Annotated in this window: 16 protein-coding genes and 1 tRNA gene; 7 read left to right on the top strand and 10 right to left on the bottom strand. The window is 48.5% G+C overall.

Annotated elements, in window-relative coordinates:
• Positions 1-173: 173 nt before the first annotated feature.
• From ACWQXP_RS09545 to ACWQXP_RS09535, 3 genes are read right to left on the bottom strand one after another with little or no spacing between them, the layout of a single operon-like run.
• Positions 174-1,700 (bottom strand): GldG family protein, encoded by a 1,527-nt coding sequence (locus ACWQXP_RS09545; RefSeq protein ID WP_454062587.1) that lies wholly within the window; start codon positions 1,698-1,700, stop codon positions 174-176.
• Positions 1,691-2,461 carry an ABC transporter permease gene (locus tag ACWQXP_RS09540; RefSeq protein WP_454062586.1) on the bottom strand — a complete coding sequence of 257 codons (771 nt, stop codon included), beginning with the start codon at positions 2,459-2,461 and terminating at the stop codon, positions 1,691-1,693. The genes ACWQXP_RS09545 and ACWQXP_RS09540 overlap by 10 nt, the downstream gene beginning before the upstream one ends.
• Positions 2,458-3,417, bottom strand: coding sequence for an ABC transporter ATP-binding protein (locus ACWQXP_RS09535; RefSeq protein ID WP_454062585.1), 960 nt, complete (start codon positions 3,415-3,417; stop codon positions 2,458-2,460). Before ACWQXP_RS09535 ends, ACWQXP_RS09540 begins: the two co-directional genes overlap by 4 nt.
• Positions 3,418-3,709: 292 nt before the next feature.
• Between ACWQXP_RS09535 and ACWQXP_RS09530 the strand changes: the two genes are divergently transcribed.
• On the top strand, positions 3,710-4,435 hold the full coding sequence (locus tag ACWQXP_RS09530) for an OmpA family protein (protein ID WP_454062584.1): 726 nt from the start codon (positions 3,710-3,712) through the stop codon (positions 4,433-4,435).
• Positions 4,436-5,537: 1,102 nt separating this feature from the next.
• Here ACWQXP_RS09530 and ACWQXP_RS09525 read toward each other — a convergent pair.
• Positions 5,538-6,227 carry a class I SAM-dependent methyltransferase gene (locus tag ACWQXP_RS09525; protein ID WP_454062583.1) on the bottom strand — a complete coding sequence of 230 codons (690 nt, stop codon included), beginning with the start codon at positions 6,225-6,227 and terminating at the stop codon, positions 5,538-5,540.
• A gap of 114 nt (positions 6,228-6,341) precedes the next feature.
• Complete coding sequence (gene htpX / locus ACWQXP_RS09520) at positions 6,342-7,226, bottom strand: protease HtpX (protein ID WP_454062582.1); 885 nt, start codon at positions 7,224-7,226, stop codon at positions 6,342-6,344.
• A gap of 283 nt (positions 7,227-7,509) precedes the next feature.
• Between htpX and ACWQXP_RS09515 the strand changes: the two genes are divergently transcribed.
• Positions 7,510-7,890, top strand: coding sequence for a cupredoxin domain-containing protein (locus tag ACWQXP_RS09515; protein ID WP_454062581.1), 381 nt, complete (start codon positions 7,510-7,512; stop codon positions 7,888-7,890).
• Between the two features lie 11 nt (positions 7,891-7,901).
• Positions 7,902-8,942 (top strand): phytoene/squalene synthase family protein, encoded by a 1,041-nt coding sequence (locus tag ACWQXP_RS09510; RefSeq protein ID WP_454062580.1) that lies wholly within the window; start codon positions 7,902-7,904, stop codon positions 8,940-8,942.
• 177 nt (positions 8,943-9,119) lie between these two features.
• On the opposite strand, the gene ACWQXP_RS09505 is transcribed toward ACWQXP_RS09510, so the two are convergent.
• The 3 genes from ACWQXP_RS09505 to ACWQXP_RS09495 form a co-directional block, all read right to left on the bottom strand.
• Positions 9,120-9,347, bottom strand: coding sequence for a hypothetical protein (locus ACWQXP_RS09505; RefSeq protein ID WP_454062579.1), 228 nt, complete (start codon positions 9,345-9,347; stop codon positions 9,120-9,122).
• A gap of 60 nt (positions 9,348-9,407) precedes the next feature.
• Positions 9,408-9,824: a hypothetical protein gene (locus ACWQXP_RS09500; RefSeq protein WP_454062578.1), complete on the bottom strand. Its 417-nt coding sequence runs from the start codon at positions 9,822-9,824 to the stop codon at positions 9,408-9,410.
• Positions 9,825-9,893: 69 nt separating this feature from the next.
• Positions 9,894-10,241, bottom strand: coding sequence for a (2Fe-2S) ferredoxin domain-containing protein (locus tag ACWQXP_RS09495; protein WP_454062577.1), 348 nt, complete (start codon positions 10,239-10,241; stop codon positions 9,894-9,896).
• Positions 10,242-10,366: 125 nt separating this feature from the next.
• Here ACWQXP_RS09495 and ald point away from each other — a divergent pair, with 125 nt between their 5' ends.
• From ald to ACWQXP_RS09475, 4 genes are all read left to right on the top strand, one after another.
• The gene (gene ald / locus ACWQXP_RS09490; RefSeq protein WP_454062576.1) at positions 10,367-11,467 is read left to right on the top strand and encodes an alanine dehydrogenase; all 1,101 of its coding nucleotides are present in this window, start codon (positions 10,367-10,369) and stop codon (positions 11,465-11,467) included.
• Positions 11,468-11,502: 35 nt separating this feature from the next.
• Positions 11,503-11,579 (top strand) — tRNA-Pro (locus ACWQXP_RS09485).
• Between the two features lie 169 nt (positions 11,580-11,748).
• Positions 11,749-12,378 carry a rhodanese-like domain-containing protein gene (locus ACWQXP_RS09480; protein ID WP_454062575.1) on the top strand — a complete coding sequence of 210 codons (630 nt, stop codon included), beginning with the start codon at positions 11,749-11,751 and terminating at the stop codon, positions 12,376-12,378.
• A gap of 2 nt (positions 12,379-12,380) precedes the next feature.
• Positions 12,381-12,803 (top strand): hypothetical protein, encoded by a 423-nt coding sequence (locus ACWQXP_RS09475; RefSeq protein ID WP_454062574.1) that lies wholly within the window; start codon positions 12,381-12,383, stop codon positions 12,801-12,803.
• Positions 12,804-12,932: 129 nt separating this feature from the next.
• Here the strand turns inward: ACWQXP_RS09475 and ACWQXP_RS09470 are convergent, their stop codons facing one another.
• Both ACWQXP_RS09470 and mazG read right to left on the bottom strand, forming a co-directional pair.
• On the bottom strand, positions 12,933-13,565 hold the full coding sequence (locus ACWQXP_RS09470) for a hypothetical protein (protein WP_454062573.1): 633 nt from the start codon (positions 13,563-13,565) through the stop codon (positions 12,933-12,935).
• Positions 13,566-13,592: 27 nt separating this feature from the next.
• Positions 13,593-14,456, bottom strand: a complete 864-nt coding sequence (mazG, locus tag ACWQXP_RS09465) for a nucleoside triphosphate pyrophosphohydrolase (RefSeq protein WP_454062572.1) — start codon at positions 14,454-14,456, stop codon at positions 13,593-13,595.
• Positions 14,457-14,483 lie beyond the last annotated feature (27 nt).

Below are 14,483 nucleotides of genomic sequence, written 5' to 3'. Positions count from 1 at the left end.
TTTGATGACGGTTACTTTTTCATGCTCCGTACGAATTTCGTGGGTTTGGCGAAACTCACACTTGCCTTGCGTTGATTGTTGAATGACATTGGTCATGATTTCCTACGACAGAACGTGGTGATGATTGGACCGAAATAGGTATAGCGTCATAAGGCGTAGTGTTGCATGGGTTGTTACAGCTGACGGCGCTTTTTCCAGACCGAAAAGCCAAGGAATAACGTAAATAACGGCAAGAACAAGACTTGGAAAAAAAGAAGGGCTTGTTCCTGAGACGGATTGGGAACAAATGGACGGAAGGCCGGTTCCTTGGGGGTGATGGAGACCAGGTGTCCTTCATCTGCCAGCCAGGCAACGGTTTTTAAAAAGAAGTCAGTGTTGCCTGGATACGTTAAATAGCCATTTGTCGCAAACGATGAGTTGCCGACAATCACAATTCTGGCCGGAGCCTTATCCTTCTGGAATGAGGTCGTTGCTGTTAAGGCCGCGGCAATGGTGAGCGGTCCTTCGACATCCTCATCGGTGTTGAGTTCTGGAGTGGTTTTCGTCGTATTCATTTCTGCCCAACTGTTCTCTGATGTTTGCGCGAGTGACACGAAGTCCCAGTCTTGATCTTTTTCCATGTCAAAGTCAATGTATCGAGAGACGGGAAGCAGGATCGGTACCGTAAACTCATCAGTAATGTCGTGACCGGTAAATGTTCGAATTTGTAACGCTGTGGGACTGCCGCGTCCAAGCCGATGTTCTTCATCGACCACAATCCCTTTTCCCAGTGTCACGCCCCAATGCCGAGTGAGGGCATCGACTGAGTCCTGATTCTGAGGGTCAACGAGTAAGAGCAGGTGGCCTCCTTGCTGAAGATACAGTTGGAGGTTGGTCTGTTCGTCTTCCGTCAGCGGTTCTTGGGGTGAGGCCATGATGACGGTGGTTGTTGTCTGGATATGTTCACTCGTCATGTTGGGAATGGCGTCGATCTGATAACCCTGCTTTTCTAACGCATCTTGAGCACGCGAGAGGCCGGATGATTGTTGATCGGTCAATCCCTTTTCTCCATGGCCGGTCAGAAAGACCAGACGTTTTTTAGCTGTTTGGGTCACGCGGAGTAAGGCATTGGTGACTTCATTTTCTGAAGCTTCGCTGAGATAGATTTTTTGCGCTCCGCTTTCGACGACTGCCGTATCAACCTGCGTGATGGCATATGTTTTGGCAATGTCTGGTTGCCGCTCGGGATCGATGAACTCCACAGAGACCTTTGACGTTTCTTTCGTATAGGTATTCAGCAAATCGCGAAACGCCGCAAAGTTGGGACTTCGCTCATGAGCAAAGACCTTAATGGCAACCGGTTGGTCTAACTTTCGCAAGACTTGGTAGGTCTGTCTGGAAAGGGTGAAGTGTTGGGTTTCAGAATAGTCCCATTCCGGGGCATGACGAGCGGCGAGGAAATTTATAATTACCAGAATCGCTCCAACTATCATCACCGCCACGATGCTGTTCAGCCCCATTCGTGTGGAGCGTTGCTGTGAAAAGTTTTTAATAGATGTGATGTGATAGAAGCAGACGATCGTTAAGCACAGCAATGCAACGATTTCACACACCGTCGTGATCCAATGGGTTTGAGGAATAAGAAGCGGGACAATCACGCCTGCAAGTGCGAGGATGATCCCGAAACCACCGAGAATGGGGATGAAACGACTTATTTCCATCGATGAGCGTCAATCACTTGATGTGCCGCAAACCACATAAAGGCCATGCCTGAGAGGTAATACACGATATCTTTCATACTCACGAGTCCTCGAACCAGGCGTTCGTAATGCTCGGTGAATGAGAGGTACGAGAAGAGGTGTCCTAATGTCGAATCGCCAAGGACTGTGGCAAATAGGCCGAGCAGCCAAATAAGCAAAATGATTCCAAAGCTCAAAAATGCCGCAATGATTTGATTCTCGGTCATGGCTGATGCCAGGACGCCAATGGCGAGCATGAATGCGCCTTGAAGAAGGAGGGCCAGAAACCCTGTCAAAATGGGGTCCCAATTGAAGCTGACGTAGGCTGAGAGCACCAACGGTATCAATCCTGTGAAAACCAGAAGAATCAGATAAATGACTAACACGCTGAGGAATTTGGCTGAAACAATTTCATTAATGCCGATTGGAGACGTGAGCAGCAACTCAAACGTTCGGAGTTTTCGTTCTTCGGCAAAGGTTCGCATCGTCAAGAGGGGTAAGACAAACATCAGGACAAGGTTCATGCTGAAGAACATGGGGCGAAAGACCAGGTCATTCAAGTTAATTTGAGCATAGGTGTTAGACACTTGCATCATTCGCAAGGCTTGCCCGCTGGCATTGACCACAGCCCAATAACTCAGCAGTCCGACCAGGCCTAAAAACACGGCTGCAATGACGTACACGATGGGTGAGACGAAGTAGCAGCGCAACTCTTTCGCGAGGAGGGTGGTGACAGGTCTCATGGTGATTGGTCGTTTCCTGCATGAGGGGGCGATGTATCCTGCTTCGTGAGTTGAATAAAGACATCTTCAAGAGTCATGGAGACAACGGCGAGTTCAAGAAGACCTAACTGATGGGTCATGACAAATTCAGTTATGGCTTCTCGAATGTCGTGTCCGAGTTCTGCCTCAATCAGATAGGTGTTAACTGATTCCCCGGCAGAGACATTGATGACCCCTCGAACCGTTCGTAGCTGGTCTTCCATGTCAGGCAGTTCTGTTTTAACGGTAACTCGAAGTTTTTCTGATCGGCGAAGACGAGTGGCGAGTTGTTCTTGAGTATCAATGGCGACAATTTTTCCCCGATGAATAATAATCACACGTTCGCACAGTGCCGTGGCTTCTGGCAGAATGTGTGTGCTCAGGATAATGGTATGGGAGCCTCGCAGGCTTTTGATGAGGTCACGAATTTCGATGATTTGATTGGGGTCAAGTCCGACAGTCGGCTCATCAAGGATCAGTACAGGGGGATCGTGGATGAGTGCCTGCGCTAAGCCGACCCGTTGGCGGTATCCTCGCGATAAATTCCCAATGACACGTTTCTTGACTTCACCTAGGCCAGTTTGTTCGATGACTCGCTCCATCCGTTGAACGACCTGTCCCATCTCAACACCTTTCATACGTCCAACGAAGGTCAGATATTCACGAACCGTTAATTCAAGATACAATGGGGGATGTTCTGGGAGATATCCAATCCGTCGTTTCACTTCCAGTGGCGATTCATGGCAGTCAAAGTCTGCGACACGGACCGAGCCGTTTGTGGCTGGCATATAGCCCGTCAAAATGCGCATGGTCGTCGTTTTGCCAGCTCCATTTGGGCCAAGAAACGCCACAATTTCCCCTTTGGCAACGGAAAATGAAATATCCTGAATGGCTGTGAGCGGGCCATATCGTTTTGTGACGTGCTGAACTTCAATCATAATCGATAACAACGGGCCTTGGTGTGTGAATTCTTGGTAAGGGCTAACGCTGTTCGTGTCTGTTACATGGAAGGAGGAACGAATGGATCATAACGGCCTTCTCAAAATACCGTCAAGTCTTCCTTGAAGGAAACGATGTTGGGTATAAATTTGATACGAATCGACACTTCAGTATGATAAAGTGAAAAAGAACGTGTCAAGCCATTGATGACTGATTGGAATAGGCCTCAACCATGATCTTTCATGTGCGAAATGAAGACAATTTATTAGTTTTTATGATAGAGAGAGCGTCATGGTTCATTGTGCGGGAAATCGATCTGAAATGACATCGCGCATCCGTCTAGGGCTGCTCGTCTTGAGTCTGTTGGTTCTCATGACAGGGTGTAGTTCACGGCAGCACACCCGCGTGAATAGTCTGTCGCCAGATAATGAAACGACCATTGCTCAGCTTGAGGAAACATCTATCGAGGCTCCTCTTCCTATTTTACCAGTTCCAACGCCAGAGACTGAACGGTCTCGACAACCAGAGGGTCAGCCGCAGACTATTCAACCAGTTGAGCCCGGGAATACCAATGATGTCTATAACTCATCTGGTGAGGCCACACAGGAAGAACCTATGGCCAGTATCCCAGAATCCGTGCCGATTTCTGAATTAGCCAAACCTGATGATCTAGAGGACATTCCATATACATTATCGGATGTCTTTTTTGACTATGACCAATACACACTCAGGGCTGACGATCTGATTGCATTGCAAACCAATGCGAAGATACTTTTAGGTCATTACCCGAATAAAAAGCTCATTATTCAAGGTCATTGCGATGAGCGTGGAACCGAAGAGTATAATTTGGCCCTTGGCGTGCGACGAGCGCAAGCAGTGAAAGACTATTTGGCAGATCTTGGCGTTCCGCCTGAAAATATGGATGTGTTGAGTTATGGCAAAACGAAACCATTTTGTTCCCAACATTCGTTGACATGTTGGCAGCATAATCGTCGAAGTCACTTTGTGTTTGAGTAGCAAGACCGGGGCGAAAGCCACTTCCTCTTAGTGCTGTAAGTTTCTCATCCCTTCTAATGAGCTGGAATTCAGGGGGAAATGCTGCTCCTCTGCTATTACATGGAGGCTTCCACAGATGACTCAATTCTCTAAGATTGTCACGACGCCTCACTAGCATGTGTGGACTGACGCTTTGCACGCCAGATCCTTAGCTCGTCAGGCGTGCAACAACATCGGATCGGCGGGGTACTTACGTTCGCTGGTGCGTCATGTCTGTGTGGACTGCACTTGAAAGTTACTTGCCAGGATGCAACAGGAGATGACTCCATCTCATACAGCTTCAAGAAACGCCTTAATGAGGCGATAAAACAAATGAACCTTCCTAAATTGAACTGGGGGTCGGGAAATTGGCAGAGAGTCGCCATGCTCCTTGAGAGTAGAAAAGACTATATGCATTGATTCGTTAAAGAGGTTGATCTTTTTCCCGAAGCTACTGTAGCAGACGAGGGGATCGATGTTGGGCGCAGCGCGATAATTGACATCTATAAGCATGTGAATCGACCTGCTCCCCCTTGGATCAAGGATGATGATGCCCGTGGTTGGGACAAAGGGCCGAGAGAGAGCATCGGCCACCCTACAGTAGTTCGCGCAGGAGCAGGTCGAGATGAGGACGATGAGATCAAGATTTGCATCGTAACGGACGGTGTCGAGCGCCCATCAGAGGTCTTGCCTCCGGGAACACAATGTCAGGAGTTCGTAGACGGGCTCCTGCGTAGTGTCCGCGTCCCGATCAGTGAGGTGCGTGTTTATCAAGGAAAGGTCCTACTGGAATCACGGAAGCTTCCTATGAGAGGCGCCCAACGAACCGATATAGGGTAACGCTCCTTGACGCCGCCGCTGTTGAGCCCGTGATTATGTCGTTTTAAAGAGGTGAGGCTTGATGCACATGATCCGCACGAAACTTAGAGTCTGAAAGTCCCGTAGAGATATAAGTGTTTGAGAGAATCTCCATTAAATAGACAGATCATTCACGTTGTTGCACGGACCATTCCGCGCAGTGCAAACGCTGGACTCAAACGTGTGGGTGAGTTTCCGATATACTTTGCTGGCTACCACGCCGTCTTTATTTGTCGGGCACGAACTCAAGGAAGTATTGACGTGGAAGGAAGGTGTGTTCTTTGGAGAGAATGAGACCGGCTTGTTTCATGTGTTCAATGACCTGCTCTTTGGGAACCAGATGGTGTTTAGGGAAGCTGAGTTTGCCGGATCGTTCATCGTGATAAAAATCGATAATGACGATTCGGCCGTTAGTCTTGAGAGCAGATTTGGCTTTTGTGAGATAGGCTGAGTGGTTTTCCAAGTGATGATAGGCATTGCAAAAGAAGATTAGGTCCACGGAATGATCTTGTAATGATGGATCCCCTGGTTGTGTGAGAATAAATTCAGTTCTATTTGAAAGCCCTAGTTTATTAATTTCCTTTTGGTTGTAGTCCAGCATCTTTTGTTCGACATCTATGGCAAAAACCTTTCCGGCCTCTCCAACCTCTTGAGCAAAACGTCGTGTGAAATAACCTGACCCCGCGCCGATGTCGGCGATGGCTATTCCTGGTTTGATATTGAGAGTTGAAAGTACTTCATCGGGTTTTTGGTATTCATCGCGTTCGGCCCGTTCTAGGGCTTGAATATAAGAGTCTATGTCCCATGGACCATGGGCACAGGCCGACAAGGAGGCATAGAGACAGATCAAGAAACTGGCAACAAATAGTCGTTGAAGTACACGAGGTTTGAATCTTATACCGCTAGAGTTCAGCATGCTGTAATCTCCTTCACGCACTTGCCCAAAGGGAGCAAGAAATAGTTGGAAATGAAAAAGAGGCTCGCTAACGCCGAGCCTCTTTTTCGAAGAACAGTACGCTATTTTCAAAAATTATAAGCGTTGCAAAGCGGCCACCCGTGCTTCGATTGGCGGGTGCGTGGCAAACATTTGCATCATGCTTCTGGTTTGTCCCGAGATCTTCATCGTGGCAAGTGCGTCTTCAGTACTATACTGATATTGGACGCCTTTGACCCAACGATCAATGGATTGCAGGGCGGAAATCATATGTTCTTTGCCGACGGTATTGGCGGCAAAGCGATCGGCGACAAATTCTCGTCGACGTGACCACCAGCTAATCGGAATCATGGCCAAGAACGATAAGACAATTTGTAAGAAAATATAGACTCCAAAGCCGAGCATGGGGTTCCGTTCCGCGACTTGCCGATACACCCAACGGCTAATGAAATAGACGAAGGTGTTCATGAGGCCGGCTAAGATCGTGGTGGTAAACATATCACCGTTATAGACATGTCCCATTTCGTGTGCAAGCACAGCCCGGACTTCATTCTCATTGAGGTTGTTGAGCAAGCCGGTTGAGACGGCCACCATCGAATTGTTTTTGGATGGCCCGGTTGCAAAAGCGTTAGGATCTTCTCCTTCATACACGTACACTTCTGGCATTTTGACATCTAAGCGTGTTGAAATTTTTCGAACGGTATCAAAGACCAGCATCTCCGCTTGTGTGCGTGGTTGGGTAATTTGCTGGCAGTTCATCATGCTTTTGGCCATTTGTTTAGAGAATGCCAAACTGATGAAGGCGCCGCCAAAACCAAAGACAAACGCCCACAGCAAATCCTGCTGTCCAATTGATCCACGGATGTCAATTCCAAACGCTGGAAGGATAAATTCAGACAACACCGTGAATGTAATAGATAGCGTGACAAAAATTAGGATGTTGGCGAGGAGCAACAATCCTATACCTTTCAGATTTTTCATCGAATCTCCCCCTTTATAGAAATACTTGCTGATACGCCTTGATAGTGAATCTTATCGAACGTGACTCGAATCTCTGCAATGAAATGCACTATCTAGTTGAAAGATAATAATTTTTTCTGACAAGTCAAGAGGGAATCTGGCAAAAATAGGTGATTCTCACTCCTCTTGCAGGTATTATACTGTGTTTCTATAAATTTGAATATCCCCAATTTTCTTGAAAGATGGATTCGTGAAATATTTCCCATGGCCCCGGCTTCATGAGATTGTATTCGTGGTGTGTGTCATGCTCAATGGACTCCTCCTGGGGCAAGAGGTTGTGTGGGCTGATGAAACCGGGGGGACGGATATGTCTGGGACAGGAGCGCAATTCATCACGATTACCATGGAGAGTTATACGTTTACACCGCATACGTTGATCGCTGAAGTTGGGCAACCTATTGAATTTCTGCTGAAGAATGAGTCGTTTCTCGTTCCACACAATTTTCTGTTGGATTCACCTGATGGTACTCGCCTGATTGAGGCCAATGTTGATAGTGGAGAGCAGGCCACGATTCAGTTCACTCCAACTCAGAGCGGGCCTCATGTTTTTTACTGTAATAAACAGCTGCTCTTTTTCCCTGACCATCGTGAAGAAGGCATGGAAGGCATGCTCACCGTTCGCTGATTTTCCTCCAGATGGATTCGTCACAAGCAGACACCTATCTCTTCCAGACCATTCTCAAGCGTGTCTCTCGATCTTTTTATCTCACGCTGGCTGTGCTGCCTACTGCTGTTCGTTCGCAAGTTGGTCTTGCGTATTTGTTTGCTCGAGCGGCTGATACGATTGCGGATACGGGCGAACTCAATCAGGAGGCCAGACTTCGTTGTCTGCAGCAATTCAAGGCGCAGTTCCGACATGGCCCAGTCCACGCAGCCGACGTGCAGTCGATCCAAGCCTTGGCTGCCTCGCTGCAGCGGGATCCGAGTGAGAGGATCTTACTTGAAGAGCTTCCTCGCTGTTTCGCGTTGTATGAAGCCCTGCCACATGAAGATCAACAACGCATTGCTGACTTGCTCCCAACAATTATCGAAGGGATGGAATTTGACCTTGTTCAATTTCCTCAGCAATCTGGTGGTCGTGTGACGGCACTGCCAACGACAAAAGAATTGGATTATTATACGTATGCTGTTGCCGGGTGTGTCGGGGAGTTTTGGACGAAGATTATGTGTGCCCATCTTCCTCGCCTTTCCCATTGGGATTCGTCGGTGATGGTTCCTACAGGAGTTCGGTATGGGAAAGGATTGCAGTTAGTCAATATTTTGAAAGATGTGGCCAAGGACCTTCGTCTTGGTCGATGCTATATTCCTCAACATCTTTTGAATGAAGCGCATCTCCAGCCGGAAGATTTGTTCGATCAACGAAATGCTCAGCGTCTTCGTCCGATTCTCAAGCAATTGATTGCCGTCGCTCTTGAGCACTTAGATCAAGGATGGAGCTATACGATGGCGATTCCTCGTCTTGAAGTTCGATTGCGGCTGGCTTGTATGTGGCCAATTTTGATTGGCCTCCGGACGCTTCAGCAGTTATCTACCTCACCCCATATCCTTGATCCAGCTATTTCCCAGAAAGTCTCTCGTGGGGAAGTGTATCGAATAATGGCGATGACGACATTGTCTGGCGGATGTGGTTCTGTTGGAACCGCCTATTGGGGCTATCTGCGGAAACGTGTGGTGTGAGGGATAAAAACGTATCTCGTTGCTCGTGAAACGTATCTCGTATTTCGTGAAAAGCTTGTTTTGATTTTTCTTGCGAGCGACAAGCCACGAATCACGCTTGCGCGCCGGGCCTACTCCGCCGAAGTAGCTACGAAGGCTGTAAGCGCTACAGGGCACAGACGCGAGCGACCCATGAATCTAGTCTTGGGGGGGAAGAAGGACTTTTTCGCCCTTTCTGAAGACGGTGTAGATGGCCTGAGTCGGACAGGCCTCAAGGCAGAGTCGGCAGGATTCCAAGCAGCGAGACGAATCGAATTTAAACGGGGGAGTGGAAAGCCATGCGCCGGTTGGGCATACGGGAATACAGACGGCATTATGGGCACAACGGTCTGGGTGACGAACGAGATGATCTCTAGTTACCATCATGGGAGTGACTCCTTCAAATAAACCCTGGGAAAACAGTTCAAACATATTCATGCGATGTACCTACGAATCCCAGGTTTGCACTAAGGTTCGGATATGATCTTTTAATTCAGGTATTTGCTCTAGATTATTCGTGATGGCGCCAAGAATATTTTCCATTCGAGCTTTCCGTCCGGCTTCTTGGTCCAATAGCGCCAATCGGTCATATTCAGCAAAAGCTTCAGGAAGCTTTGCTTCTAAGATCGCACGTCCTGCGGACAGCCCGGCTTTGAGGTCCCGAGGTTCAAGCGTTACTGGAGGAGAGACCGCGAATGTGGCATTGGAAAACACAATCATGGCTGTGCCAGTGTCAGATGTGAGTGGCACCACATGTTCGACCGTCTGACCGACGGTCTGTTCCCACGAGGAGAGGAGGCCTGGGAATTTTTTGAGATAGGCGGCCTTGTCTTGATTGGCTTTCCATTTGGCTTCAATTGACATAACGGTCTCTCATTTTATGCTTGGGTACATGTGAATGGAGGCAAAATTGATCGATTTCGGAGCGTCAGATCATTGGGGATTGAGGAGTTGTTTGGGTGCATCGTGTCCAGGCATGAGCAAGCGTTCAACGATTTCTCCTTTAACGATATGGCGCTCCATGATCTCTGTCACATCCGCTTCGGTTCCAGCCCAATACCAGACGCCTTCAGGATAAATGACGATACTCGGTCCATATTCACAATGGTCAAGGCATCCAGCTTTATTAGCACGGACAATCCCCTTGAGCCCCAATCGTTCAACTTCCTTTTTAAAAAAGGCATGGAGTTGAACCGACCCTGTATCTGCGCAGCATCCACGAGGATCACCTTTGGGACGTTGATTAATACAGATAAAGATGTGGTGTTTGAAAGCTCCCATTTTCTTTAAGATATCAATGAAAATCGATGGAAAAACTCACAATGGTCAGCGATCTTACCTGAGGGTTCCTCTAGGTGTCCAGCCGCTGTCATGCCTACCATCCGTGAAATCGAGGAGGGTTCATAATGGTCATCGGTGTTCCCAAAGAAGTGAAAGATCATGAATTTCGCGTGGCAGTGACGCCAAGTGCCGTTCGGCATTTGGTCTCGCTTGACCATCTGGTCCTCATGGAAAAAGGGGCGGGCGAGGGGAGTGGATTTTGGGATGACGAGTATCGTGAGGCCGGAGCAAAGTTTGTTGAATCACCTCGAGATGTGTACGGCGATGCCGAACTCATCCTGAAGGTTAAAGAACCCCAGCCTCAAGAATATCAGTATATTCAACGTCATCATACCATTTTTACCTATCTCCATCTTGCAGCCTCTCAATCTTTGACTGAGGCGTTGATGGCCTCAGGATGTACGGCCATTGCCTATGAAACAACGGAAACGGCTCACGGAGAACTCTCAATGCTTCGTCCGATGAGTGAAATTGCCGGACGCATGTCCATTCAAATTGGTGCGCATTTTTTAGAACGTCATCAAGGCGGTCGAGGTGTCCTTCTTGGTGGAATTCCCGGTGTCACCCCAGGGCATGTGGTCATAATTGGTTCGGGAGTCGTTGGGGCTTCGGCGACAAAAGTTGCCGTGGGAATGGGCGCTCGCGTGACGGTCTTAAGTATCGATGTCGGTCAGCTTCGCCATTTGGATGACCTCTATGCCGGACGAGTCACGACGTTGGTTTCACGGCCTCAGGTGTTGGATGATGCGGTTAAAGAGGCAGACCTTGTCATTGGTGCGGTGATGATTCCTGGAGCTAAAGCTCCCAAGTTGATCTCGCGTGAACTTATCCGTCATATGAAACGCGGCGCGGTCTTTGTCGATGTGGCCGTGGATCAGGGTGGCTGCGCCGAGACGACTCATCCGACCACGCATTCAGATCCAGTCTATGTAGTTGATCATGTGCTCCACTATGCTGTCACCAATATTCCCGGCATTGTTCCTCGAACCTCGACGGTGGCCTTGACCAACGCGACGTTACCTTTTATAGTCCGGTTGGTGAATCAAGGAGTGGAGGAGGCTCTGAAGACCGAAATGGGTCTCGCTCGTGGGGTCAACGTGAGTGGAGGTCGAGTCACGTGTCGTGCGGTGGCTGAATCTCATGGAATCCCTTTTGACCCTCTTTGACGATCAGTAGCTGGTCGGACTCTTCTGATAGAGATCGGGGCGTAGCGCAGACCGGTAGCGCACCGCGTTCGGGACGCGGGGGTCGGAGGTTCAAATCCTCTCGCCCCGACCAACTTCTCCACTCTCGCGTTGTTCATAACGCGATGGTGTGCCTATAGCCGATTCAATGAATTTCCAATGATTGAAGTCGTGAACTCCGCTGGATGAGTCAGGCCGGCTCGACTGGAACTTCTTTAAATTCGCTATAGTCCGTCTCTTCCAATTTTCGTGCGTAATGGATCATGGATGCAATTATCTCAGGAATTGCCGTTGTTGGGTGTCTCTTTGCTGCTGGGGTGTGGATGTATGCTCGAAAGTTGGGTAAACAGGTAGAGCAGCTTAAACGTGCTCAGTCCGCAATTGAACTCAAACTCAAGGCACAATTACAGGAAGGTCGGAGCCTAGTTGAACCACTTCGCCTTCAACTTGCGGCTGTTGCCACGGGAGAAATTGTACCCAGTGAACTTATTCGAGAAGGCCGTCTCTATCGAAAAGTTTCAGCTGAAGAGGAAGGGCATCGACAGATGGGCAATGGTGGGGATGGGCAACGGGAAATGATCCGCCTTGATGTTCGTACGGCTCAAGAATACGAACGTGGACATTTAGCCGGTGCGATGCTGATTCCTCTTGAAGAATTAGAGCAGCGTTGTGGGGCAGAAATTTCCAAGACCGATTATGCTGTAGTGGTGTACTGTGACAATGGTGAACGCAGTCGATTAGCCTGTGATTACTTAAGCCGGCAGGGTTATCTCAATCTGTATCATCTGTCTGATGGACTCCAGCGTTGGACAGGAGTGCTCGAAGGCGAGCCGCCAGTTAACTTAATACAAATTCAGTCAAAGGCCAGCGTGTCTGAATTCAATGGAATATGACGATGAGTGATGAACACACAACTGATGAATATACGGTTCTGAATGTGATGGGCCCCTATCGCGAACCGCGCGAACCGGCTTTTTCGTATGACTACTCTGTTCAACGCCCTCATTGGGGGACGCCGCAAGGCGTTCGTGTAAAGGTGTTCATCAAGCCGGAACTCGAGTACTTTAAGGAAAATGTATTAGGCGTGACGGGAGGGACGAGTGGACAACAGTTGCGGGCCAATCAAATGCTTTGCCGCCATATTGCGGATCAAAAGCTCGAATTGGGAAATCAGGATGGGTTGTTTACTGAACGCCGTGATGTGATGATCGGGCTATTTGACGATGACCTTCAGCATTTGTCCCCATTACTTGAAGGGTGGATGCAGACAGAAAAAGATCGAATTCGAAAAGAGATTCAAGAACAAGTTGGGATTTAGAGATACGCTCTTCATGCAAAGTGAAAACTGAAAATTGCAAAATGTGGGGTCTGGAAATCGGTGAAGGGTTCTCCCTCCTATAATTTTTCAATTTTCATTTTGTCTTGCACCATGAGCCTGCCAGATTCTTCAAAAAACCTTTTGATAGTGTTTTGAATACACCCCGGTTTCGTCTTCGCCAAACCCAAGCGATCCTGTTTCCGGAGTGGTACGGTTGTGAAGGTTAATGGCGTAATGACCGCGTACATGTTCCATGGCCACTTCGAATGGGATTGAACTGGGGTAGAGAGTGCCGGGTGCGTGGGCTCCGCGACTCAGGACTTCAGTGGCCTCGGGGACGGCATATTCTGGTTCAGAAAATATATAGATCTCAGCAATCGAAAATTCTCCCAGATCGTCTCCTGGAGTTGTTGGAGGGAGTAAGGTGGAGAGTGTGCCGTCGAGACGGGCTGTTTTCATGTGAAGGAGGAGTGCGACAACTTGACTGTCGGTGGTGGCCGGAGGCACGGTGACATTGATGATGTTCATTTCAGTGATGGTGGACGTTGTGTTGAAGACAGGAACGACGTCACTTGAAAACGAAGTTGCAGGACTGGTCTCTGCTGATTCGGGAGGCATCCCGTCTTGATGTTTGGTGTTTTTGGATTTCGGGATAATTAACGTAATAAAGAGCCACAGTCCAACAATGACGCCGAATAAGACAATGGCCGGATGGAGCCCAACTCGTTTCCCCTCGGTTGACTTGCTGTCGTGTTCTTCCATCTTTAAATTTCCAAGCTCTTTATAGTGTCATGATGAGGTGTGTCTATCGGTTTCCTGACTTTCGCTTGCTTTGACGTCTTCCCACCATTGATCAAGTTCCTCTTCAGTGCATTGCCCGATAGTGCGGTCCGTTTCCAAGGCTTTCGCTTCCACGTATTGGAATCGTGAAGCAAAACGGTTGGTGGCTTTTCTCAGAGATTCTTCTGGATTGATTTTCAGAAAACGAGCCATATTGACAAAAGAAAATAACACATCCCCGAACTCGGCTTCGACTCTTGACTCATAAGACGCCAACGTCTCGCGCGAAGGTGATGCGGATTGCTGCTTTTGCAAATCAGCCATGGCGGTGTACAGTTCCTGGCCTTCTTCACGTAATTTTTCCAATACCGGTTCAGAGCTAGTCCAATCAAAACCGGCTTTTGACGCACGTTTTTGTACTTGATACGCTCGTTGAAGAGCCGGGGCGATCTTGGGAATTCCATCTAATGCAGATGGCGAAGTGGTGTCGTGTTGGCGTTCCTGCTTCTTGATCGTTTCCCATTTTTGTGCCACATCATTGGCGGATTTTACTTCCGTGTGCTGCTCCGGAGCAAATACATGAGGATGTCGACGGATCAGTTTTTTACTGAGATGCGAGGCGATATCATCAAGTGTGAATTCTGAGTGTTCCTCGGCAATTTGTGCATGGAAGATCACTTGCAATAACACATCGCCCAGTTCTTCTTTCAACGCTGATGCATCCTGATTGTCAATGGCTTCCAGCGCTTCGTAGGATTCTTCCAGGAGGTAGGGTTTCAGCGTTTCGTGTGTTTGTTGACGATCCCATGGGCAGCCCTCTGGGGATCGCAATTGAGCCAGGAGTGCGACAAGTTCTGAGATTTTTGCACTCATGATGTGAGGTGTTGAGCACAGGCACGC

The sequence above is a fragment of the Candidatus Nitrospira salsa genome (assembly GCF_965152625.1).
The sequence above is the reverse complement of the archived record's forward strand: the minus strand, read 5'-3'. Positions and strand labels throughout refer to the sequence as shown.